This window comes from Allocoleopsis franciscana PCC 7113 (assembly GCF_000317515.1).
GTDB classification, from domain to species: domain Bacteria; phylum Cyanobacteriota; class Cyanobacteriia; order Cyanobacteriales; family Coleofasciculaceae; genus Allocoleopsis; species Allocoleopsis franciscana.
In genome coordinates this window covers 1,388,936-1,413,319 of sequence record NC_019738.1, presented here as the reverse complement: position 1 = coordinate 1,413,319, position 24,384 = coordinate 1,388,936, and the positions used below count along the sequence as shown (strand labels likewise).

Annotated in this window: 20 protein-coding genes; 4 read left to right on the top strand and 16 right to left on the bottom strand. The window is 44.6% G+C overall.

Going from position 1 to position 24,384, the window contains the following annotated elements; all coding sequences use genetic code 11:
- Positions 1–394: 394 nt before the first annotated feature.
- From MIC7113_RS05975 to MIC7113_RS05945, 7 genes are all read right to left on the bottom strand, one after another.
- Entirely contained in the window at positions 395–1,930 is a 1,536-nt protein-coding gene (locus tag MIC7113_RS05975; protein ID WP_015181279.1) for a PAS domain-containing sensor histidine kinase, read from the bottom strand.
- On the bottom strand, positions 1,927–2,436 hold the full coding sequence (locus MIC7113_RS05970) for a Rab family GTPase (RefSeq protein ID WP_015181278.1): 510 nt from the start codon (positions 2,434–2,436) through the stop codon (positions 1,927–1,929). Before MIC7113_RS05970 ends, MIC7113_RS05975 begins: the two co-directional genes overlap by 4 nt.
- Before the next feature lie 580 nt (positions 2,437–3,016).
- Positions 3,017–5,638 carry an OmpA family protein gene (locus MIC7113_RS05965; RefSeq protein WP_015181277.1) on the bottom strand — a complete coding sequence of 874 codons (2,622 nt, stop codon included), beginning with the start codon at positions 5,636–5,638 and terminating at the stop codon, positions 3,017–3,019.
- Positions 5,639–5,777: 139 nt separating this feature from the next.
- The gene (locus tag MIC7113_RS05960; RefSeq protein ID WP_015181276.1) at positions 5,778–6,389 is read right to left on the bottom strand and encodes a hypothetical protein; all 612 of its coding nucleotides are present in this window, start codon (positions 6,387–6,389) and stop codon (positions 5,778–5,780) included.
- 219 nt (positions 6,390–6,608) lie between these two features.
- Positions 6,609–7,739: an aldo/keto reductase gene (locus MIC7113_RS05955; protein WP_015181275.1), complete on the bottom strand. Its 1,131-nt coding sequence runs from the start codon at positions 7,737–7,739 to the stop codon at positions 6,609–6,611.
- Between the two features lie 252 nt (positions 7,740–7,991).
- Positions 7,992–8,498 (bottom strand): bifunctional nuclease family protein, encoded by a 507-nt coding sequence (locus MIC7113_RS05950; RefSeq protein WP_015181274.1) that lies wholly within the window; start codon positions 8,496–8,498, stop codon positions 7,992–7,994.
- 11 nt (positions 8,499–8,509) lie between these two features.
- Entirely contained in the window at positions 8,510–8,719 is a 210-nt protein-coding gene (locus tag MIC7113_RS05945; RefSeq protein WP_015181273.1) for a hypothetical protein, read from the bottom strand.
- Between the two features lie 213 nt (positions 8,720–8,932).
- On the opposite strand from MIC7113_RS05945, the gene MIC7113_RS05940 reads away from it, so the two are divergent.
- Entirely contained in the window at positions 8,933–9,622 is a 690-nt protein-coding gene (locus tag MIC7113_RS05940) for a riboflavin synthase (protein ID WP_041779918.1), read from the top strand.
- 107 nt (positions 9,623–9,729) lie between these two features.
- On the opposite strand, the gene MIC7113_RS05935 is transcribed toward MIC7113_RS05940, so the two are convergent.
- Complete coding sequence (locus tag MIC7113_RS05935; protein ID WP_015181271.1) at positions 9,730–11,496, bottom strand: M23 family metallopeptidase; 1,767 nt, start codon at positions 11,494–11,496, stop codon at positions 9,730–9,732.
- Between the two features lie 108 nt (positions 11,497–11,604).
- The gene (locus MIC7113_RS05930) at positions 11,605–12,429 is read right to left on the bottom strand and encodes a biotin--[acetyl-CoA-carboxylase] ligase (protein WP_015181270.1); all 825 of its coding nucleotides are present in this window, start codon (positions 12,427–12,429) and stop codon (positions 11,605–11,607) included.
- A gap of 130 nt (positions 12,430–12,559) precedes the next feature.
- On the opposite strand from MIC7113_RS05930, the gene pgeF reads away from it, so the two are divergent.
- On the top strand, positions 12,560–13,366 hold the full coding sequence (gene pgeF / locus MIC7113_RS05925) for a peptidoglycan editing factor PgeF (RefSeq protein WP_041780503.1): 807 nt from the start codon (positions 12,560–12,562) through the stop codon (positions 13,364–13,366).
- A gap of 171 nt (positions 13,367–13,537) precedes the next feature.
- Here the strand turns inward: pgeF and MIC7113_RS05920 are convergent, their stop codons facing one another.
- The 6 genes from MIC7113_RS05920 to MIC7113_RS05895 all read right to left on the bottom strand — a co-directional run bounded on the left by MIC7113_RS05920 (position 13,538) and on the right by MIC7113_RS05895 (position 20,814).
- Complete coding sequence (locus tag MIC7113_RS05920) at positions 13,538–14,824, bottom strand: serpin family protein (protein WP_015181268.1); 1,287 nt, start codon at positions 14,822–14,824, stop codon at positions 13,538–13,540.
- Between the two features lie 194 nt (positions 14,825–15,018).
- Positions 15,019–15,741 (bottom strand): tetratricopeptide repeat protein, encoded by a 723-nt coding sequence (locus tag MIC7113_RS05915; protein WP_015181267.1) that lies wholly within the window; start codon positions 15,739–15,741, stop codon positions 15,019–15,021.
- 65 nt (positions 15,742–15,806) lie between these two features.
- On the bottom strand, positions 15,807–16,862 hold the full coding sequence (locus MIC7113_RS05910; RefSeq protein ID WP_015181266.1) for a hypothetical protein: 1,056 nt from the start codon (positions 16,860–16,862) through the stop codon (positions 15,807–15,809).
- A gap of 83 nt (positions 16,863–16,945) precedes the next feature.
- Complete coding sequence (locus tag MIC7113_RS05905; protein WP_226883596.1) at positions 16,946–18,292, bottom strand: hypothetical protein; 1,347 nt, start codon at positions 18,290–18,292, stop codon at positions 16,946–16,948.
- A gap of 307 nt (positions 18,293–18,599) precedes the next feature.
- Positions 18,600–19,685, bottom strand: a complete 1,086-nt coding sequence (locus MIC7113_RS05900; RefSeq protein WP_015181264.1) for an RNA ligase family protein — start codon at positions 19,683–19,685, stop codon at positions 18,600–18,602.
- A 106-nt stretch (positions 19,686–19,791) separates the two neighbouring features.
- A complete protein-coding gene (locus MIC7113_RS05895) occupies positions 19,792–20,814 on the bottom strand; it encodes a GAF domain-containing protein (protein WP_015181263.1) in 1,023 nt (340 codons plus the stop codon).
- 244 nt (positions 20,815–21,058) lie between these two features.
- On the opposite strand from MIC7113_RS05895, the gene MIC7113_RS05890 reads away from it, so the two are divergent.
- Positions 21,059–21,664: a class I SAM-dependent methyltransferase gene (locus MIC7113_RS05890; RefSeq protein WP_015181262.1), complete on the top strand. Its 606-nt coding sequence runs from the start codon at positions 21,059–21,061 to the stop codon at positions 21,662–21,664.
- 166 nt (positions 21,665–21,830) lie between these two features.
- Here MIC7113_RS05890 and rpe read toward each other — a convergent pair whose 3' ends face one another.
- Positions 21,831–22,538, bottom strand: a complete 708-nt coding sequence (gene rpe / locus MIC7113_RS05885) for a ribulose-phosphate 3-epimerase (RefSeq protein WP_015181260.1) — start codon at positions 22,536–22,538, stop codon at positions 21,831–21,833.
- 239 nt (positions 22,539–22,777) lie between these two features.
- Here rpe and MIC7113_RS05880 point away from each other — a divergent pair, with 239 nt between their 5' ends.
- Positions 22,778–24,379, top strand: coding sequence for a S8 family serine peptidase (locus MIC7113_RS05880; RefSeq protein WP_015181259.1), 1,602 nt, complete (start codon positions 22,778–22,780; stop codon positions 24,377–24,379).
- The last annotated feature ends 5 nt before the right edge of the window (positions 24,380–24,384 follow it).

Genomic DNA, 24,384 nt, shown 5'->3' with positions numbered 1-24,384 from the left:
ATTATTGTTCTAATCACTAAAAATTTCTAACGTAACATTACTGAACTCTAATCCGTAATGTTTCAGTGAGATTACGGATTGATAGTTTTTCAATAATGTTCAATAGAAATGCATAGTGAGCATTTCTAAGCCGTTTGGACTAAAAATCTTTCAATCCAAAACAGATAAATGTAATAGATTCTTGCAAGACTTCAGTAATGACAAGTGTAGAGGTAAATCTGAAGGGCATACTGTAATACTAACAACTTTTTTGAAGATTAATTTACCTATTTATGATATTTCTGTAAGCCGTATCACGATATTTTTAAAGCTTGTATAAAGTGTTCTCAATAAACAGAATTATTCTTTTGACACGAGTAAATTAGCAAAATCTCTCTTAGGACGCTTTAAGTTACTAGAGAGATTCCACGGGAACATGTTCAATCTTGCTATTCAACGGCAAAGTGATGCGAAAAGTTGTGCCAACTCCCACTTCACTATTTACTGTAATCTTACCGGCGTGTAATTCTACTGATTTTTGGACAATGGCTAAACCGAGTCCTGTCCCAGGAATATCCCCTACATTTTTTGCCCGATGGAATGACTCAAACAGTTGGGTTTGGTCTTCTGGAGGAATACCAATTCCTTGGTCTTTAATTTCAAAAGTTATTTCTTTATTATCCTGATCACAGGAACAGCTAAAAAAGATGGTCGTACCTGAAGGCGAATATTTAATTGCATTTGAGAGTAAATTAGTCAAAATGTGTAGCAGGAGCTTTTCATCCATGTAAGCATTGTTGCATGGCCCTGAGTAGATCCAGGTAATCTTATGGTTTTTTCCAATGCCGAGTTGCAATTCTTCTACTAGATCGCTACACAGATTTTTTAGTACTAAGGAGGCAGGATTAAACTGTAGTTTCCCAGCTTCGGCTTTGCTATAAAGTAAAACATCATCTAAGAGTCCTGTCATCCGTCTGACGGCAGATTCAATCCGATGATAGTGTTTGAGCTTCTTCTCGTCAGGCCAGATATTACCGTAATGTTGTAGTAATTCAGTAGAAGAAAAGATTGCCGTTAGGGGAGTCCGGAACTCATGACTTGCCATGGAAACAAAGTCGGACTTGAGTTCTCGGAGTTCTCTTTCCCGTTCCAGTGCTTTCATCATTTGAGCTTCTACTCGTTTGCGATCGCTAATATCTCGACCGATATAAACGAAGTTTTGTAATCCCTCAATTTCCGTCTGAATCGCTGAACAAGAAAAGGAAATACAAATTTGTTCGCCTGTTTTAGTTTGACAAAAAACTTCTACATCTTTGATAAATTTTCCCAAATTTGAAGAAGAAAAAATCCTGGTTTGATCTAAAAAGTTTTCCTGGTGAATTATTTTTGAGATTGGCTGATCAATTAACTCATCCTGGCTATAGCCAAATAAATCTTGAGCAAATGGATTGACCGTTTTAATAATTCCTGATGCATTTGTTACTAATAAAGCATCAGCCATGGATGTAATAATTTTATCAATATATTTTTTTGCAGCGGTCAAAGAACTGACTAACAGATTGGCTTCATTGGTTCTTTGTGCCAAAGTCTGCTGTAAAATCATTCTTTCTGTAGCATCTTCAAGTAAGACAATTAACTGACTATCCAAGCTCTCTGGATTAGAATACTCACTGATATATAAATCTAAGTAAAAAGGGGATTTTTGGTCATTTTTTCGAGCAATTCCTTTGAATTCAAAATTCGTCTGTCGTCCTGCTATGATATCAAGGATAATTTCTTCAATTCCGAGCAGTTCCGGAAAAGCGAAACGAATATCCTTTCCCAACTTCAACGCTTCTGGACAATCAGCAAAACATTGTGCACCATAGGATGCCTCTAAAATAACAAAGTTCCGTGTCAGAATTAGGTATTCGTAACGGGGCGCTACAATTTTATTTAAAAGAACGTTCATAGGGATTCTATACTTTTTTCAGCTAATTTTTGAAACATTTCATCCACGTAGACACCTGTCTTGGCTGAAGTTTGGTAGATTTCTACCACACGTTCGCAATCATGCACGGGAACTAATTGAGTGAGTTTGGCGAGTTTTTCTTCATCAACTAAATCTGATTTATTTAAAGCAACTACAATTGTTCCTTTGGGATTAATGGATGAAAAGAGTTTAATATGCTCTAAAAGCCGTTCCACAGTTTCAATGCGGCTGACATCGGCAACAACAACAGCTCCACTAGCTCCTTGTAGGTAACTGGGGGTAATACCCTTGAACTTAGTGTGACCTTCTAAGTCCCAGATTAACAACTGTAAATTCACGGATTCTACAAGTTTCCGAGAGATCTTGACCCCCACCGTGGAAAGATACTGATCGCTGAACTGGCGATCGACAAATCGGCGAATCAGGCTTGTCTTGCCAACTCCGAAGTCACCCACCATGCAAATTTTCTTGGAGATAGTTGCCATAAGAATAGTTACTAATTGTTAAATTTTCAGTCTACAGCTCTCTTGTAACCTCCCGATAACTCTTCTGCAAGGAGGGGGAGAGATTGTTTAGGCGCTTAACAAAGGGATCTACCAGTCGCATTGGGTATGATAGCGCTCATCCAGTATGCTCTTGGAGGGTTTAAGCCGAATTTGCCAATGTCCAAGCGAGGTGCAACCATATCCCAGGAGTAGTAAGACAACATCCCAGGAGGAACAAACCATCATCATTCGGTTCCCCTGTCCTGTGTGAACGACACTGCGGGTTCTTCTTGGGAGTATGCTCCGCATCGCTATCATGAAGACTCTGGTTTCCCTCCCCCCCTCCTCTACCGTTGGAGAAGTCTTCTAGGCCAAGGGAGGTTTGAAAGGGGGAAAATCCATTGTCGCAGGACTCTAAAATTTTGTAAGCAATTTGGAGAAAAATGTCGTCAACGGATAAACCCGTCTTGGCTGAAGTTGGATAAATTCCTGAGACGACTTGCTCCAGATTTTGAAGCTGAATCTGTTCTGCTAGTTGTTCTGGTTCAAGTAAACTGATTCCTCACCTATTAAAAATGCTTTAACTTTGAGGTGAAATGATCTCAAATTCTACACATCGACTTAATAAGGGGAGTTGCTCGGCACTTACACCAATAGGAGGGTCTATTGTCCCTTCAGCTAGCAATCGCTTGGAAGCGATTCCTTGAGCAATAAGCACATTTTTGACTTTGGTTGCCCGTTCCAGTGCCAATTGCTGATTTTCAGTAGCCGAACCCTTAGGGTCAGTATGACCCAAGAGTTTGAGGTACTTATTTGGGTGCTGATCAAGAAATGCCCTGATCTGAGCAATTTTTGAACGTTCCTCTGATTTTATCTCGGAAGAACCCTGGTCAAAGTAAATTCGGGAGGCAATCGCGAACGGTTGCAGTTGTACGGTGTTGCTGACTGACTTCACTCCGGGAATTTGTAAAAAGGCTTGTGTAATTTTCTTGGCATCCTCTTGCTGAAGTACTGCTCCTTTGACAGTTACAGTTCCCTCACTATAATCTGCTGCAATTACCGAACCCTGAATCTGATTTAGAATATTAACCACTCGCTTCACCTCTGCTGCTGCCAACACCGGATTGGGGGGCACTTCCACAGGGATGATCGTATTCTGTATACTCAGTTTGGGTTCAATTTCCTTGGCAATTTTTTCAGCTCTGGAACGGAGATATTGATTAGGCAACTTGCCACTCAGCTTGATCGTTCCTAGATTGGCATCTACCCCAACCCGATAAACGGCTAACTCTGGATCAGAGGCTAAAGCGAGGTTAATTTCTCTCTCACGACGACGGTCCGTTGAGCTTAGATATTGATAGATTCCTATGGGTAGAGAAATGGCGAGAAATACTGTTAAACCAATCAGTAACAAAGCAACAGGAGCTTTGGGGTTTTTAGTAGCTGAATTTGTATCGGAAAGTTTTGTTAAGTTGTCGAGAAGCTGATGTACTTCTTCGGGAACATTATCTGGGTCGCCATCAAATAATTCGATGGATTTACCTTGTTTTTGCACGATAGTACTCAACGTACTACGCATTTTTTGAATAAATGATCGGGGATGTTCTCCTTTAGTTACCGCCGCTAAGTAACAGTATCCTGCCACTTCCAAGATAATTCTTGAATCGCCATAGTCAATTTGATCGATCTCTGAAACACTTCCCGTCTGAGCAATTACATCATTGACAAAACTGCGAATTGCTGTCAGCATACCCGCCACCATCTCCGACTCTAGGCGCTGGCTATCTGAGGGTTGAAATTCTGCAATCACCAATCCAGAGCTTTTATGAATTAAGAACATCGCTTGGATAGTAAATGGCATCGACTCTTTAAAGATGAGTTCCGCCTCAGAAATCCCCTGTACTTTGGCGCGAACTTTGCGAGAAAGTCCTTCTAAACTGAAGGCATTTTCGACTTTTTCATTAATGGCTTTAATGGCTTCCGCCATGTATTTAGAAATGGTACTGCCAATGACGGGATAGAGGGCATCTACCATGGAATCCCGCTCTAAGGTAATCTGTTCTTTGATAGCTGTCCCCATTTCTGGTCCTAGTGCTTTAGCTAAAGCCCCAGGTGAGTTGAGGACTTGTTTGGCAACCGCTTCAGGTATGACAGGGGCTAAAGCGGTACTAATGGCTACGATATCCTGTTTAGCCCGACGCTGAATCATTTCATCAACCACTGGAGCAATGGCTTGGGCAATGTCTTCCCTTGAATCAGCGACTTTTAAAGTCAGAATTTCAGCGATTAAAGGTAGAAGTAAATTAATTAATTCTGTGGGTTCATAAATTTGATGCTCAAGAGTCTCTACTTTTTGTTTAAACTCGGCGAGCGCCTTCCGCGAATCCATGACTTCCTGAGTCAGGAGCAAACGTTGCCAACGTTCAAATAGGGTAATTGAATTGTCTACATCATGATGAGGCGTCGAGCCAAGGGATTGATTGATAAACTCATTTCGTCGTGCTTTTTCCCAGTGAGATTCTATCAGCTGATTAAAGATTTGTTCGGGAGGTGTCTCTAAGTTTTTGGGCTGGCTTGAATCTACTTGAGAGGAAACGGATGGGTTTGTAATTGGTGTTTTTTGCTGCTCTGGCAGATGAAAATGAGGTAGTTCATTGGGGAAAGATTTCCCAGGTTGAGAGAGAAGGGATGGCTTTTGAAGTTCTTCTTGTTGCTGTTCTGAAGAATGAGACGAAGTTCGCCGATGTTGCAAGAATTCAACCGCTTGCGAGAGAAGGGATGGCTTTTTAGGTTCTTCTTGTTGCTGTTTGGGTGGATGAGGCTGAGATAGTTCCTTGGGTTCTCCTTCAACCCGATTAAGGGAGTCTTCTATCGCTGAAGGGTGAGCGGCGAAATGAGACGTTTCTGGAGATTCTTGTTCATGAATGTGAGACGGAATTAGAGTGTTTGTCTCAGCTTCAAGTATATCTTGCGATCGCACCCTGTTAGCGACATGAGGAGCGTCAGCCTTTGGCGGTGCATCTGGGTATTCCTCCACCGACGCCAAACCCAGAGCTTCACCCGGACTGGGTGCATCTGTCTGAGAGGGGGAAGATTCCTCTTGAGGTTTTTGCGGTGTGTTCAGAATCTGTAAATCAGCCAATAAATCCACCAAGCCTTTTAGCGGGGAGCTAGCTGAGGGATTTTCTTTTGATGAAGCCATAGTCTAATTTACTTCCCCTAAATCTTCACTTAGGCGGGTAGATGTTACCCGATGAAAATCCTCCTGGAGCCTAAAATTTTCTAAACTCCAGAAATTTGCTCAAGCAACACTATCGCTTAGGGCTACTTGGTCGTTGAGTTCACTCTGAAATTTTGCTGGCTTCTATAAAAAAAACATCGTTGGACTCATTGTTGTTACTCGCTTCTTTAAGCTCTTTAGCCAAGTCAGTTCCTTTTAGTCTTAAGCCCAGCTCAAATAGAATGTCTGCCATATCATTTCTGGAAACCTTAGCGTTGGCAAGCAACGAGAAGCGCTTTTCCAGCTCATCAAAAATTTGAGACTTGAGATTTCGGGTATCATCTTGCAGCTTTTCTCTCGTTTCTGAGAGTTCTTTGCGAATCGATGTTGTCTGGCTTACTAGCGTTTTATCAATCGATTCCAGACTCCCTGAAAAATTTTGGTAAGTGCGATCGATGAGTTGTCGAGTATCTGCGTTATCCTTCTGGAAGGTGAGGCTGAGAGACTTGATTTTTTGCTCTAAAGCATCCACGGATGAACGCAGTTCTGTCAAACAGTCCGTTTTGACTTGATCAATGCGATCGTGCGTTTCCTTCTCTAGCAAAGATAAGTTAGATTCTAATTTATCAATGCGATGGTCATATTCTTGAAGTTTTGGGCCAAATATTATATCACGAATTAGGTCTATATTCCCCATTCGTTCTCGCATTTCTTCTTGAGTAATGTCCCTCATGTTGTTCTCTCTAATGGATAATCCTTATTGTGTTACCGACAGTCGTATTCGAGTCCGTGCAATTACTCGGTAACGACCCACTATCTTGATTTTCTCTTAAAAGCAGCGGGTTCTCGGCGATTGCCATCACTATAACAAAGATTGTTGTGTCCTTAGGAGCGTTCCACGGACGCGCTCTCATCCGTTATGTAATCAAAGAAACGACTGCCCAATCTCCCACTATTCCCAAAGCCGACGCCGAGGTGGCCCGTTAAGACGTTGATGGGTGTCCGACAACAGCGCAGGGATATCCAACTCATGGGGGCAACGGGGCAGGCAGTCACCGCAATCGGTACAATGATTCCCTTTGACTCCAGCAAACCAGTGACCGGCGTTTTCAAACATTTGATAGCGATATTGACTGAAGTCAGTCATATCGTAAGCCACCGCCAGATTCCGCAAGCGTAAAACTTCTGGAATGTGAATGTTTTCTGGGCAAGGAAGGCAAGCGTAGCACTGGTGACAATGGTCAGTTTCCAAGGCATTCTTCGCTTGAGTTTCCAGACGTAAAAGAGCTTCAATTTCCATGGCTGTGAGAGGCTCATCTTGGTTGGCAACCTTCAGCGGTACCGTTAGTTCATCGGGGTTAGCCGGCCCCACACTCAAGGTGGTAATGCGGCGATCAGCTAATAAAAATCTATAATTCAGCTCTAAGGGTGAGAACGGATGACACAACTGTTCCAGCTTGGGCGGTGGAGTGTACAGGCGTCCTCCTTTATCAGATGGGGAGATAATAAAGATGCCCATATTTTTATTGTGAGCTAACTCAATGGCGGCGGCATGGCGCTGGAAGAAGTAATAGTAATGAAGGTTAACGAATTCAAATAAATCAGTGTTCAGGGTCGCTAAAATAATCTCCAATGGGGCGTGAGTGGAAAAGCCCAGATGCCTGACTCGACCTTGGGCTACCGCTTCTGTCAACACCTGCATACATCCTGTTTCGGACTCCACCCAAGCGAGATGCTCCCAGGTATTGATACCATGAATCGCCAAACAATCCAAATAGTCGAGTTGGAGGCGTTCTAAGGACTCATCTAGCCACTGACGCATCAAGTCCGCATCCGGTGTGGGGGGAACCTTGGTTGTGATGTATAGCTGCTCACGCGGTACATCAAGTTGGGTTTTGATAATGTTTCCTAGATACTGTTCGCTCTTCCCGTAACCCCTAGCCGTTTCCAGGTGGTTAATCCCCAGAGCGATCGCGTGCTGTATCGTTTTTCGAGCCTCTAACTCAGAGGACAAACAGCGCATGGTTCCCAGGGAAAACACAGAAAGGAGTAGATTTGTTTTCCCAAACCGTCGATAATGCATTTTTAGATATCAGCTTCCAGCTATCAGCATATAAGCTTACTGATTTCAATCCCCCGAATTCAAGCGGAGCAAGAAGGGGACTGGGTTGAACGTTGGCAAGTTGTAGGTTAATTCATCGGTTAGCAAGGGTTGCAGGTTATAGGTTAGTCGGTTAAGGTGATAACTGCCAACCTTCAAGATTCCAATCTTCAACCTTCAACGTTCCAACCTTCCAACCCAGTCCTTTGGCTGACCGAACACTTGAAGGCCAAGCTAGGAATCTGGGCCGGCTTTAAATCCCCGGCGCTGGGTAAAATCTTCGGGTCGAATGTTGGAGACAAACTCCCGAAAGGCTCGTCGTTCTTCTTCGTCGGCGTCTCGGTCAACTGGAATAGAAGCGTCGGCAACTACTTCTTCCATCACCCATATCGGACTACCCGTTCGTAGAGCGATCGCGATCGCATCACTGGGACGAGCATCGATGTCTTTTTTGGCTTCTCCCTGGCTCATACACAGGATGGCATAGAAGGTATTGTCCTGAAGGGAGTGAATGATCACCTTCTCCAGCTTCATGTTCCATCCTTCTAGCATATTGACGAGCAGGTCATGGGTGAGAGGCCGGGGGGGTGCTTGTTTTTCCAAAGCGCTGATAATTGCTTTTGCTTGATCTTGTCCGATATAAATGGGCAAGGCTCGTCTGTCCGAGGAATCCTTGAGCATAACAATCGGACTTTTGGTAATGGCATCTATTGCAATTGCAGCAACTCTCATTTCAATCATCGGCTTAGCCTCTATAACACGGTCAGCATCACGGGCATCAAAGCAGAGCGATAAACTAGCACTCTACGGCAAACAATTGGAACAAACACGACTAGTTTTGTTCCGATCGCTTGACCTGTCAACCGTAAAATCAGCCCTTGAGAACCTAATTTAATTGGGATCAACAAGGTGGTATTCTCCAAGTATGCCCCAGTCTCAGGACGATTGCTTTGGGACTTCATGAAAAAAACATACCGTTTGCTGGAGAGTTAGCTCTCCAAGGGATGGGGGATGGGTGAAGACTTGGGAGGGTCTTCGAGGAGAGGGAAATGGGAAATGTTCAAAGAGTTTATCTCACTCTCTGGTGATCTCCTTCCAGTTCGGTAATCCCTAAATCCCTCACTTTCCGTCCAGCCGTGGCAACGTACTCATTAGGAGGAGTTCAATCAGAAGCCGTGTTTACAGGATTAATTCAAGCCCTTGGAACCCTTCGATCGCTGGGTGGCGATCGCTTCGATGTGTCCTGTCGCACTGACGCCTCGGAGGTTATCTTACAGGATTTAGCGCTCGGTGACAGCGTTGCCGTCGATGGAATTTGTCTGACCGTCGAGGAAATTTTACCTCATGGCTTTGTGGCAACCGCTTCAGATGAAACGTTGTATCGCACAACCATTGGACAGAGGCAGTATGCAGCTCCCTATGTCAATTTAGAAACATCTATGCGAGTGGGTAGTAAGTTAGGTGGGCACTTTGTCACAGGCCACATTGACGGAGTGGGTTGCTTGCAGGAATCGGTACAAACGCCCAATTCCTGGGAGATGTGTTTTACAGCCCCCTCCTCTTTAAGCAATCAGTGGTACCGTCAAATTGCCCGCTATCTCGTCCCCAAGGGAAGCATCGCCGTCAATGGCGTCAGCCTGACGATTGCTGATTGTGACCCCGAAGGTAGCTGGTTCAAAGCAGCGGTGATTCCTCATACCTATGCCCAAACCAACCTCAACCACCTACAGATTGGCGGATGGGTCAATTTAGAGAGTGATATCCTCGGCAAGTATGTCGATAGGCTGCTAGGTCATCGCATAGGTGGAACCAACCAGCAAGAGGAGATTACACCCGCCTTTCTGGCAGAACATGGGTATTTATAAGGGTTGAAAGTGACGATCTTCTCGTCGATAACGCTGCGCTAGGGCAAGTTGAAAGTTCAAAGTTGGCAAGACAACCTTCAACCTTCAACCTTCAACCCCTTCAACTTCTAATAGCCTCGTTGCGGAACTGACTCCGGTGTAGCCTGCGCGACTTGTAACGATTTGATAAATTGACCCAGAGCATATTCAATATTGGGTCTTGCATCCAGCGCCACCCAGCCATTGGGAGTCAGATGTCGCCATTCAAAGTGCAGGTGAGGCCCGGTCGAATAGCCTGTCGTGCCAACCCGTCCAATCACATTTCCTTGTTCCACCTGCTCACCGGGTTGGACAAAAATTTCTGAAAGGTGACCGTAGAGGCTTAAGTTATTGCCGTCCTGGTGCTGCACGACCACCGTCAGGCCATAGCCACCCATGAAGTCAGCCGTAATCACCTGACCCGCAACCGCCGCGAGTACAGGTGTGCCTTCGGGTGCCCCGATATCCGTACCCGCGTGGAAGCGGTAATCACCTGCAATAGGGTGAATCCGCCAACCAAATAAGGAAGTAATGGCGTTAGGCATCGCTAGAGGGAACATGAAATTAGCGTTGCCGACATTGGGACGCCCTGCGGGTCGGCGGGTCACATTGTAGTAAGACTGGCTTCCTGGTGAAGTCGAAGCTTCAGGAAAAGAGAAGGACGAAGCCGGCAATAAATCGACGGGTCGGGGAGAATATGCAGAGTAGGTCTTCTGCTGGGGGTGACGAATCCCTCTGACCCTCAATCGCGCTGAACGAGGGTTAACAGACTTGGTCGATGCAACGGCTGGCGCTGGTAATCTTTTTACTCCAAGCAACTGAGGTTCTGGAGTGGTTACTTCGTTAAGTTGATCATTATGAGCGGTTAGCCTAGCCAGTTGGAGTGCCTGAGTTGTTACTTTAGGTAGCCTTGGCTCCTGAAGGAGATGTCTGAGGTTATCCGTTTGTCGGTTAGCGATCGCTCGGTTGGCTGATGGTTTATTTGTTACGTCTCTCGTCGCCGTTTGTCGCGTCGCTATTGGCTGATTAGGCGCGGCAACCCCACAACTTCCACTCAACAGTCGTCCATTTTGCGACACCGTTCTACAACCCGTTGAGCGATCCCTCACCACGACAGATGCCGGTTTCTCGTCTCTGGGAGTTGCGCCAATATTGTACTCAGTACGGTCAAGATAGCGATTGGTCGGCAAATCGGGAGTTTGTGCGCTCTCTTGGATTTGAGATGGACTGATATACAACTTAGGAGGCTTCGCTACAGTTTCGCTGTCGGGTATAGACAGATTTGGAGCCGCCAGGATAGGTTTTTTCGGGGCGGCAATAATGGGGCCTAGGGCATCAGCGGTGCGTTGTAGGGTAGGAGGCTTCCTCCGGGCGGTTTCTGCTGTTTGTCGTTGGCTAGAGGGTTTTTTCGCGGCAGTTTCTGCTGTTTGTCGTTGGCTAGAGGGTTTTTTCGCAGCGGTTTCTGCTGTTTGTCGTTGGCGAGAAGGTTTCCGGGTGGCTGTCTCTGATGTTCGTGATGGAGAAGCTGGTTTTTTGGCAGCTACCGGTGCGGGGGGTTTAGCTGGGGCTACATGTTCCCGATTGGCTCTGGGTGCTGGGGTGTCTGGCACGATAATGGTAGTTACCACTGGCTTGCGGCTGGCTGGGGGTTCCGGTGCCGGTGCGGGTGCCGCTTTGACCGAGGTCGAGGGGGGTGCCGTTCCCGTATCGACCAGGGAATCTGTCTGCGCGATTACAAAGCCGCTGCTGAGGATACTGAACCCACTCAATAAACTCAGCCCCAGCATCAGCCTAGGAGACCGATAGAAGAAGCTTAAAAGGGTGTAACCAGACCCAGACGCGGTTTTTTTGGTCATTTCCGACTCACTCCTCATCACTATTAATTTATCTGGAAGAATAAAGAATTTCAGTCAATCAATGTGCTGATCAATACGAATTGGCTCTGGTGATTCACCCTTGAAGAATTACCAACGATAACCAAGACTGATTGTACCGGGCTGGAGGCAAATCTCTGTAGGGGCTGTCGCTGAGTTTAAGCCAAGACGTAGTTCCCCCGTGGGGGTTACCCCCGTAATTATGCCGACGTTGCCATCAACAATGACTTGGCGTCCTTGAATCTGTAGTAACTCCAGATAAGATGGTAGCAAGCTTTCTATTCCTTGCTCTAACCAACTTTGGTATCCAAATCTGAGTCCTTGGATCACAATGGCGGCTAATACTTCTAAGGAAGTCACCCTCGCGCCGAGGTGTTTTTCATAAAAAGATTGTAGAGTGATACCCCATTCAGGTACGCTATTGCTCCAGTTAATCCCAATACCAACGACGGCTTTGGTAATTTGACCGTGATGTACGCGGGTTTCGGTGAGAATGCCCCCCAACTTTCGCCCCAAAAGCAATAAATCATTCGGCCACTTGAGGGCGACTGGAATATCGTAACTCCTCAGAGCCGTCGCAATGCCCCAGGCACTCGACAGGGTTAGCTGAGCACTATGGGATGCTTGAAGTTGGGGCGTTAAGGCCACCGATAAGTAGAGTCCACCCTGCGTCGATTCCCATTGACGCCCCCACTGACCCCGTCCTGCTGTTTGTTGAGCAGCAATCACAACGGTTCCATGGGTTGCCCCCTGGTTGAGTAAGTCCCACAGGGTTTGGTTGGTGGAAGGGAGCGTTTCAAACAGATGGAGGGACATATCTTGGGGTTGCCCTATTCCTGGGACATTGCCCTCCACAGATAGCCGTTCCCCCACTTCTTCGAGAGCTATCTTATACTGTTGCTGGTTAAATCCCATTATTACGGGGCGAAGGAAATTGTTGCCTACGTTAGCATAGATTAGCCAGGATTTAAAGAACTCCTGATTTTAGGGCAGCTTCTCTACAGAGTCATCGAGCGTGATTGAAACAATTATTCAAAATACTGTGATGCATACTTGGTACTGGCAAACCTGGGAAGAATTGCCTTATCTGACCTGTAGCCTTCTCCAAGACTGGGAACACGGCTTTTTCACTTCAGCGTTTTCACCCCGCTTGCCGTCGGAAATCGTGAACGTCCTCCGGCCTGATGCTCACGTTTATCGCGTTAAACAAGTGCATGGCAACACAGTACTGACGCCTTCTGAGATTGAAAGCGTCACTGCTGTAAACAACGACATTCAAGAGGAGCCGGAACGACCCTCGGCTGATGGTATCCTCACAGAACAGCCTCAGCAGGCGGTGTGGGTGTGTACGGCAGATTGTACGCCTGTGCTGATTGCGGATGAAAAAACGGGACAAGTGGCGGCAGTACATGCGGGTTGGCGGGGTACGGCAACTCGAATCGTACCGAATGCGATCGCACGACTCATGGACTCCGGTAGCCGGTTGGAAAATTTGCGGATTGCCATGGGGCCTGCGATCGCGGGTGAGGTGTATCAGGTATCCGAAACGGTCGCGGCTGAAGTTGGGATTAGTATTATACCACAAGATAATGCAGAATCCCCAGAGGCTATTCTGGATTTATTGCAGCAGCTACCTGACTCCCCGATACTCGAAGACGCGCATCCGGGACGAGTGCGCTTAGATGTGCGGCGGGTGAATGCGATACAGTTGGAACAATTGGGTATCCCTTCTGAGCAAGTTGCGATCGCGCCTTACTGCACTTATCAGAAATCAGAACATTTCTTTTCCTATCGCCGGGATAAGCTCAAGAAAGTTCAATGGTCGGGGATTGTGAGTAAGATACCCAACTAAAAGTGTGAAGAATGCAACTACGCCTGGTTTCAGCCTTTGCGAACACTCAAGAAAGTCAAATTGAAATAATACCAGTTCTCTTTTGAGGCACAACATCTAGATCCCCCCTACCCCCCTTTTTAAGGGGGGAGTAAGAAAGCTTTGGTTGCAGATTAATCATTCTTTTTTTGCTTACTTCGGTTCTTGAATGGAACCCATGAATAAAAGCGTTCCTGTTTGATTATCCCGAATCGCACAGAAGAAGGGGCGGTCAACCACCATTTGGAAGGGTTCTGTTGGCATTTGGGCTGAGGTTAACATCACACCGACAGAGGTTGCCGCAGCAGCTTCTGTACCTTCTTCGTTCACTTCTACGAAAGTTTTGTGCTTAACTTGATCGATGGCAACTGAAGCTGAAGTCATATTAGAAAAATTAGCGCCAGTACTGAAAGCCGACTCCATCCCTAGGGCTTTTAGGGCGCTGTTGAGTTGAATATCGTAGTCAAATTTGAAGCGAGGCAACTGAAGTGAACCGGAGCGCATTTGGAATTGGTTCATCCATTGTTGCCAGTTTTCGAGAGAGAGTTGCTGTTGAAAAGCGACTAAATTGGTATCTTTTTTCGGTAGGAAAACATACAAACTCAGCCGTCCTTTTCCGTAAGGCAAACTTACCGCCTGAAAAGAGTCATTTTCGTAGTAGCGATACTTACCAGACTGAGACATCATGGGATGTTGCTTCTGGCTACCATTCGACAGGTAGAATGGGCGTTCAGCGGTATCACTCTTATCGAACTGCTTTGTCCAGTTCCCTTTGAAATAAACAGCGTTAATTAAAAAGAGAACATCTTCGGGTTGAATTTGGTTAACAATTTGATCGATTTTACCGCGAGTATTTTCTCTAACCCAACCATTTATAGTTTTAGCGGCGTCAGGACTCGTAAAGTTGAGTTCAGTGACTTTGGCTTTATAAAATTGTTGATTTCTTTGTATAAATTCAGGCTTGAAGGGGGTACCTTGCTTCGCCCAGAGGGAGTTGGCAATGGATAGCTGAACATCAGGGTCAGCTTTTTCTAAGGAGGATTTTAAAGTTTCATTCGCCTGATTGATGTTTTGTAAGCTTATGCCTTGAAGTTCCAGCGCTTTCGCCATTCCTTGTTGCGTTTCGCCACTCGCCCCATTGTAAGTCATGGAAAGTGCGATCGCGATACTGGTAGGCGAGACAAAAACATTCTTGTTGCTGTCCTGTTTGAGAACCTCTTGGAACAGCTTGAAACCAAATTTTGTATTCGCATCAACAAGCTTTGAATCCACAGGTCGATTGGGCGATTGTGCCATTAAACGTGAATTCTCAGGTTTTTGGGAGTTAGGGCGGGAGTCAAGGGCGTCAATTTTCTGCGCCATCAACCCTCCCACTAGTCCTGAGAGAACAATCCCTGCTGCCACAATAGCACCCACTCGGTTGAGTTTTTGTCGATTCATCTCACTACCTCACTTGCTGATGCATTTCCTCTTTTAAGATGACCTGTTTCAGCCAGAGGTGTTCCAGTGGTTACAGTTTTGGCAACTAATTTACTTAGTTTAATCCTGTTTCTTTTATTTTTCCCTCAATCCGGAGGAGGAGAGGTAGGTAATGAATTATAACGACGTAAGAAATACTCTTCTTATAAGTTAGGCTAAACACTTGGCTCGTTCTTTTGCCAGCCTAGTACGTGCTTTATATTAGGTAATTTCCAAGTTTTGACGGGCTTAGATAGATTTGGATCTAATTCTTTCGCCTTTTGCCACGCTACGGTTGCATCCTTCAACTGGTTTTGAGCATAAAGAATTGTACCTTGGTAGAAATGAGCGATCGCCTTGTTAGGATGTACAGCTAAGACTCCTTGAATCGCTTGGTTAGCAGCCATCTTGTTGCCCATATCTTGCTCTATAAGTGCCAGTCCTATCTTCGCTTCTGGCAAGTCTGGTTTTAACTCCAAGGCTTTTTGATGAGCTTTACTAGCAGCTGCCAAATTGCCTAATCGTCGCTCAGCTTCGCCTATATTCGTGTATGCTCCTGCATCGTTGTGGTTCTTCTGTATTTGATCGCGATAGCAGTTGATTTTGCTTTCCAGATAGTCTTTTTCTTTGTCGCTGAGACTCGTGGTCGTTAGCACTTCAGATAAGGGATCGTTAACCAGATAGCCGTTACAGAGGTTAACTTCTTGAAAGTTTGTAACTTTAACTGAGCTATCTAAATTTGACACCTTCCCTGAGTCATTGTAAAAGGGAAGGATAGTATAAATCAGCGCAATCACAGCGATGATAAGCCCAATCAGATTAGCCCAGTCATTAATCCATTTAATTACCTGCTTAGCTTTAGACATAATCTCTTCCATTACTTGGTCAACTTTAGACATTTTTGAAGATTCTTTCTTAGTTCAATAGTACTGTTATTCCTATTCTGGGAAATTACACATTGGATTTAAGAGCTTGGGCTAGATTCCAATGCAGTGATTATTTTGCGTTCCACATCCTCAATGGATGCCATGATACTATTCTCAGGTGAATCAAGAATTGATAGCTTTACTTCATTTAAGTGTTCCAGAATATTTTGACGGAGTACGGGTCGAGATGCATTCACCATGTTGTTGTAATCCCAGGTATCCCAAATCAAAATTCCTACAGCTAAAACGGGATCTATAAGTTGAGCAGCCACCTTAGTCGCTATTGCACCTCCAGCTTTCGCAGCTATTTTGGCAGCCCCTTTAGCAGCAAAATTTAGAGCTAATTTACCACCTATGCCTGCTGTAGCAACAATTATTGATTTAGTTGCTAGATTACTTGTTATACTTTCTGGTGACAAACTATAGTTACTAGCCCCAGTGTCATAGACTAGGCTGGCAAGAGTATTTAAATATCTTTCCCACTCTCTATCTGGAATTTTGTAGGAGTTTTTGATTGTAGCTAACTGCATACCTAGCCCTAAAGCATAATTACGGGCAACCCTTTCTGTTAGTCTCGATAAAGATGTTTGCGCTTCTTCTGGGCTTAATACGAGTTCAGTAAATTTATTTTGCAAATCATTAACCATTCTTTTTTGTAAGATTTGATTTGCATTTATATGTGTTTCGTCTTCTTTCTTGAATAAGTTCAGAAAGTCTACGTTAAAAGCCAGCCAAGCAAAAGGAACGCCAAATTCCATCGCTTTCTGATTAAAATAGCTGAAGTACCAATTTAGAAATTTATCATCTACCTTAATCATTAAATCATTGACCCAATTATCTAATTCATAAGCCGCAAACTCTTCCGTGCTATCATGTACTCTTCTGACTGCATCTATCAGCACTTTGTCAATTTGATACCAATCGGTTGATTCATTAGGACTCGCGAAAGCAGTTACATTTCCTCTAGGCGTTTTTAGTACATCAACGGCATAAGCTGGATAAATTTTTCCAAGAGCTGGAACTATTCCAGTTAAGCTTAAGAGAAGACTAAGAGTTAGACAGACAAACAGCTTAAATAAGCGACGCTGAAACATTGCTATTTTCCTTGTTCCTAATTTGATGAACGAGAAGGGAATGGGGAGAGTGTTAGTCGGCTATCTCCCCATCAATTCATTGACTACATCAACTTATTAAGATTTGGCACAATCTTGCTTTGGATTTGGTCAATTACGGTCATAATTCCGTTCTCACGGTTGTTGAGAAGGGAATATTTCACTTCTTGCAAGTAAGCAGCAAGATTATCGCGCAAAATTGGCTTTTCCACATGAGCTGTGTGATTAGTGTCCCAGACATCCCAAAGAATGATACCTACGCCAACCGTACAATCTAAAACCGCTGCACCTAACTTACTAGCAAGAACTGCACCCGTCTTTGTAGCAACTTTTGCACCAGCCTTACTAGCCAGTTTAGTAACCACCTTACTACCAACTTTTACAACAAGTGGCGCAACTAAAGGCTTTAGCGCTAAATAGCTACCACCACCAGCTAATACCTTCAAAGAAAGATTCGAGATTTTACCTTCAGTATCATTAATAGTGATAGCAATCTCATTGAGATAGCGCTCCCAGTCTGCTTGGGGTAGGTTGTAACGTAGTGGAATACTGTTGATGTTCCCCTTCAAGTCATCAAGGTAGTGCTTAACAGTTTGTTGGGTTATGCGTTCTAGTCTGAGTTGGGACGTTTGCGGTATGAGTACCCGTTTAGCAAATTCTTTCTGAAAATCTTCAGTAATAACTTCAGCAACTTTTTCGGCTGGGGTTGGATTATTTGGATTTAGTAAACGACTCGCACCTGATGAGAGTTGAACAAAAAGGCTCTTATACTCAATCTGCTTCTGATTGAAGTAGCCGAAATACCAATCTAAAAAGCTACTATCAACTCTACCCATTAATTCATCAACCCAGACATCGAGTTCTTGAGAGGCATAATCCTCAGCACTGTTATAGGCATGATCAAGCGTCAGTTTCATGGCTTCATTAACTTTGCTCCAGTCAACTTGACGCTGTTCAACGACTTCTATAGGGTGCTTAGTCTCTGCAATAATACTTTTAGTTGAAAAGGCTTTGGCGATAAATAGTTGACCAACAAGGGGAATAATCACAACTAGAATCACTATTCCCCAGATAAAAGGGGCTACTGCTTTGATAAATTGAACCCAGGCTTGGATTCGATTTGTTTTCTCGGCATAGGTAGCTTTGGCGTTAGTTTCTTGTGGCTGAGATATTGGTTCAACATCAGTGCCTTGCTTGTCAGCAGATTGTTGCTGATTAGTGTTCTCCTGTAGCTGAGACGATACCGTGATTCCGCCTATACAATCCTGTTCATCCTTCCTTATCGAGTCGGTGGGTATACCTTCCCGATCCTGATCATCAGTACTAACAGCCATTTTATTTGAGCTATTCTTAAAGGTCTTGTTAAAATTTTTCTCTAGTTCGCAGCTTTTTTCCTCCGTAAAATCACTCAATTTTCTGACTTTTCACGTCATGTGGAAAAGTTCACGAAACACCTAACCCCCTAACCCCCTTCCCTTGAAGGGAAGGGGGAAAAATCAAAGCCTCTCTCCTCGTAGGAGAGAGGTTTGGAGAGAGGTTTTCCACATCCGGCGAAAAGTAAGCTCAAATTTTCGGGATGAGCTAACTGAAGAGTTCAGTAATAACCCCCTAGCAGGGAATAACGAGTTCTCCATTTAGTTATGTCAAGCTTTGTTGACATAGTAGCGCTACTGGCGATCGCATCCCACCAGCACAAAGCCAAAAGCGCGATCGCATCTACTAATTGAAGTAAACCTCAACCAATTTCTGCGATTTCTGATGTAACTGTTCCATCAAAATTTGCTGGTTCTCACCCGATAAACCGCTGAAAATGCTTTCCCACTCTTCGTTAAACGTTTCTAAAACATCCTGCATCAATAATTGAGCAACTTCCTGTTTCTTATCCCAATCACTCCGCGACACTCTACCAATTTTAGAAATAACATTTATTAATCGTCTTTCCGTCACCAGTGCCAGCATTTCCTGGCTCAACTCCTCCTCAATACTCAACCCTTGAGTTGGAGCTTGAAGAGTTGTAGCTTTTTGATAAGTCCATTTGGTTGCCTGATGAAATCGGCTATCCTCTGAAAAATCAGGAATCTTTATCTTCAAAATAGGTCTAATTTTCCCCTTATGAGTCTCTACATAAATTGACTTGAGTGGTTTAATGACAATCCCTTCTGCATGATTTTTAAAGGGTAATTTTGGCAAGCCCAATAAAGCCGGGATGGTAGAATCGAATTCAGGGTTATATGCCAGCGCTTCCTCATATCTACCGATGAATAACGGTTTAGTGCCCATTAGACCAACTTGCTGGAATAGGTTTAATGCTTTGTCATAATCTAGGTAATCTCGTGCTACCAGATTACCTTTCATTTCAACCGCCATATCAAAGGCACAGTATTTTATTTTTGGAGAATAATAAATACCTGTTTGCACCGCTTGGATATGAGGCACAGCAGGAATGTCTGGATGGGGATACTCACCCCCAAACAATTCACCGTATACAAAAACTTTTAATAAGTCATCCCAATCTGCCTGCAAAATCTTAAATATTTCCTTAGCTTGCTCAACTAATTGAGGTTTCAAGGATTGATAATCAAAAAAATCCTCCTCTGGTTGTAAAAATTCCTTCCGTTTGGCAAAACGAACCTCTAAACCATCGGTGACTATACCAAAGTTAGCACCATGAATTTTTTCAGTTACGACCCAATCTATTTTTTTGAATATTCGATAATCGGATTCTGTAAGATTCCATTTATTCAAATTTTCCGATATTTTTTCATAACTAACATACGTCCAGTCAGAGTTATTCTGTTTTTCCATATCTATAAATAATAATTTTTAGTTGATATAACCCACTCATAAGCAGGGCGGACAGGATGCCTATCCTACAAGAAGATGATTTCTGTAAAAGTGAAGCCATCCAGATTTAAGCCAAAGTGAGATGCCCCACAATCACCTGTTTTCCGCTTAATTTGGTTTTTGTTCCATAAGCCTGCACATCAATTGAAGCGCCGTTTTTTCGTTGCCCTTTAAATTTACAATAAAGATACTTATTTTGAGATTTAAAGCACTGATTGATCTGATTCATCACTAAATCATGATAATTAGAAAGTATGAGTTCAAATATAGATTCGACTGTAATAAATTCAATAAAGCTATATCCAAAAATTGCGGCTACGCCCGGATTAGTGTACATAAATCTTCCATCATTAAACATGATGTAAATGCCGAGCAACTCTCGTGTTTCCTCAGGAGGGAGTGGCTCATGGGTGGCGTTTAACTCCAATTCTTTCTGCTGTACAGGCTGGCTTGATTGCACCTCTGAAGCATGACGCTCAACATAAAGCAAGGCATTTTCCATAATGAGAGCCATTTGCTCCGCACATAGCTGCATTAACTGAGCGGTTTGTGAGCTAAAATGTCCCGGTTCAGGATGCATGAGAGTGATCACAGCCATCAGCACTTTCCCCCGACAAATCGGTATACTGAGTGCAGAACGAACGGTGTAAGGCTCATTGGGGAGCGTCAACCAGCGCTCATCATTCATGGTGTCCATCACAAGTCCGACTTTCCGATTGCGACTCACCCAGCCTGCAAGTCCTTTATCCAAAACGATACCAACAAGTCTTTGCTTGATATCTCGGATAACCGCACCGCGAGCTAAGATACTTTCAGTCACTCGTCCCTCAGCATCGAGTAAAAATAGGCTACTTTCGTCAGCGTTAGTTAGGCTGATCGCAATTTTTAAAATCTGTTGTAAAACGGTACGAATCATCAGCGTTCCAGTCGCCGTTTTCGCCGTTGTAGTTGAGGTTAGAAGTAATTCATGAAGAGTATCGAATGCTATTTTTGTAGATTGAAGTTCGGCAATTTTTTGTTGGAGTGAAGCCAATTCTTCAATTAACTCTTCTTTGGATCGATCGCAATCATTCACATTTATCTCGGTCATAAGAAGACGACTGAGTTCTTGGTTTTGGATGCTTTCTCCTTTCAACTTTAAGCGCTATGGCCTGTAGAGACAAAAAAGTCGTCGGTTAGCGTCACAGGCGCAACCGACAAAGCTGATTGCCCAAAGGGGAGGGGCGAAGCGATCGCGCGTAGCGCACCGACACAGCCGAGCGCGTTTTAGAGCACCCAAGTTACAGTGATATGACTGACAGCTCTAACGATTACCATTGAATCTAGAGGAACCTATGAATCAACGACGTGAGCTACCTGACTGGGAACAGTTGTATCAGGAAAAAAATGTAGAATCTATGCCTTGGTTCAATCCTGATCTCGATCCAGACCTGGATCAAGCGTTAACCCAACTGAACCTTCATAATAGTACAGCCTTAGATTTGGGCACAGGACCCGGTACTCAAGCGATGGCATTAGCCCAACGAGGCTTGCAAGTCACAGCAACCGATCTTTCTGCCACAGCTATCCAGAAGGCACAACAGGTTGCCCAAGACAAGAATTTAGATATTGTTTGGAAACAGGATGATATCCTCAACAGTACTCTAAACCAAGAATTTGACTTTGTACTCGATCGCGGCTGTTTCCATGTGTTTTCCCCGGAGCAAAGAGCCAATTATATTCAAGTTGTAGCTAACTTGATTAAGCCTCAGGGTTACCTGTTTTTGAAATGCTTTAGCCACTTAGAAACACGTCCAGAGGGGCCTTATCGATTTACACCTGACGAAATTAAGGACATTTTCGGCGGTCAATTCAACGTCCTATCGGTTCAAGAAACCGTCTATCAGGGTACTCTGTCGCAACTTCCACGCGCCTTATTTTGCATCTTGCAAAGAGTCTAACGAGAGAAGAATAAAGAAGGCTAAAAAAAATGCCCACCCTCCAAAAGGTTGGGTGGGCAGGCTTTGACTGGTTAGGGAATTTTTTCGTTTCGATCAGCTTTCAGGAAATGAAGCGAAAAATCTTAAGCCAATTTTCCCGTCAGTTGTTTTCTCAAATTAAACCGATTTAAACCGCCGCTAACTGCGGTTCAGGGCGCTTGCTATTGCGAACTCCCTCAATGGCTTCTGCATAATCTTTGGCCTTAAAAACGGCTGAACCTGCAACAATTGCATTGGCTCCCGCTTCCAACACTTGCCAGGTATTGTTCCCCTTGAGTCCGCCATCGACTTCAATCCAAGGATCGAGTCCACGCTCATCACACATTTGACGCAGTTTGCGGATTTTGGGGAGTACCGCAGGAATGAAGCTCTGACCGCCAAAGCCAGGATTGACGCTCATAATCAGCACCAAGTCGCAGACTTCTAAGACATACTCAATCAAGTCTAAGGGCGTTGAGGGGTTTAGCACTACACCGGCTTGCTTACCTAATTCTTTAATCTGACAGAGAGTGCGGTGTAGATGGGGAGAGGCATTATGCTCACAGTGTACGGAAATAATATCAGCTCCGGCCTTAGCGAAGTCTTCCACATATTTTTCCGGTTCCACAATCATCAGGTGGACATCCAAAGGCTTTTGGGTAACCGGACGAATTGCTTCTACAATCAGAGGACCAATGGTGATGTTGGGGACAAACCGACCATCCATCACATCCACATGAATCCAGTCAGCACCAGCGGCATCCACGGCTCTAATTTCTTCTCCCAGTCGGCTAAAATCCGCTGATAGGATAGAAGGGGCAACAACAATGGGTTTTTGGGATTGCGTTTGGGTCATGACTGGTGATACTCTCCTGTGTCCTCAGGTTTATTTATCGATCTTAACAAAATCTTTAACCTTTCCCCAATTTAATCTGAACCTTTGCGTTCGTGTCACAGAATTTAATCTGGCGTGGGGCGTTCTCATTCCTCAGCTACAACGGCAGGAAACACGGGACACAGACAAGTTAAATTTCTTTGACCCACCCTTTAAAACATCAAGAACTCAAACCCATTTAATTTTAAGGAGCAGCATCCTTGGCTCACTGGCAGATTATTCACAAATTAGGATGGATCATCGGGGGGTTAAGTGCCGCCTACATCGTTACCCCAGTACTCGCTTCATCAATATCTTCAATCGGAGAAGCGGGGATCGAAGCACGTAAGCTACATAACCCTCCCTACAACTTAATCGGTCGTAAAATTGCCATTGGTCAGGTAGAAATTGGTAGACCTGGAGTTTTTGGTTTTGACAAAGCCGTTTCCTGGAATCCTCCAACCCCTCTGGAGCGAGCATTTTATCGCGACGGGCCAGCTAAATCCAATACCAATGTAGATGCTCATGCGGCAATGGTGGCAGGGGTAATGGTCAGTCGGGACAAAAGTTTACCGGGAGTCGCACCCGCAGCAAGGCTTTATTCTACAGCCGTGGGTTCACCTGCCAAAGGAGGACAACCGGAAGAGTGCTTATCCGCTCAATATGTCACCCTGCAAAATGGGGGAGATGTGCGGGCAATTAATTTTAGTTTTGGCGAACCGTTGGAACGAGACACCAGACCGGATGCCTTATTGGATGGGAATGCGCTTTTGACTCAATGTATTGATTGGTTATCCACCATTCACAACACGCTGTTTGTAATTGCTGGGAACCAGGGGGATGGGGGTATTCCAATCCCGACGGATAACTACAATGGGGTGAATACCGCTTACTCCACCAAGCGACAGGGAGTTTTCACGAAAGTGGACTTTCCGAATTTAAGTGCTGCACCCGTTGGGATTGGCAGACGTTTGATTGAACGCGAGATTAATGTTGGCGATCGCCGCTCTATTAGTATTATTGCTCCCGGTAGCAAGATTGCGGCGTACAATTTGGACGGGAAAAAGACGGAGGTGAGTGGGACGAGTTTTGCAGCTCCTCATATTACAGCGACAGTCGCGCTGCTGCAAGAATTTGGCGATCGCCAACTCCACTCCAAGCAGAAAAATTGGACTATAGACTCCCGACGTCACGAAGTGATGAAGGCGGTGTTACTCAACTCGGCTGAGAAAATCCAGGATAACGGCGATGGCTTGCACTTGGGAATGAGCCGTACCATTTTAAGCAAAGATAACCGCACATGGTTAGACTCTGATGCCTTCAAAGACCCCAAAATTCCTTTAGATTACCAGATGGGAACCGGACAACTGAATGCCTTCCGGGCTTACCAGCAATTTAGTCCAGGTCAATGGAGGTCAACGGCAGCCGTACAACCCATCGGTTGGGATTATGCCAAAGTAGAGGCGTCATCCTTTAAGGATTATGTGTTAGATAAACCCGTGAAGGAAAAAAGTTTTGTGTCTCTGACGCTGGCGTGGAATCGTTTGGTGGAGTTGCAAGACAAGAATAACAATAATGCCTTTGATGTGGGGGAGAGTTTTCGCGATCGCGGATTGAATCACCTTGACCTTTATCTCATGCCAGTGGATGAGAATGACACGAGCAAAAGTGTCTGTTCTTCCATTAGTGAGGTGGATAGTGTACAGCATATTTTCTGCCCAGTTCCTAAGGCAGGTCGCTACAAAATCCGCGTTCAGTATCGCAAACAGGTAAATGAATCCTCCCAATCTTATGCCCTTGCTTGGTGGACAGTCCCTCGCTAATCCAG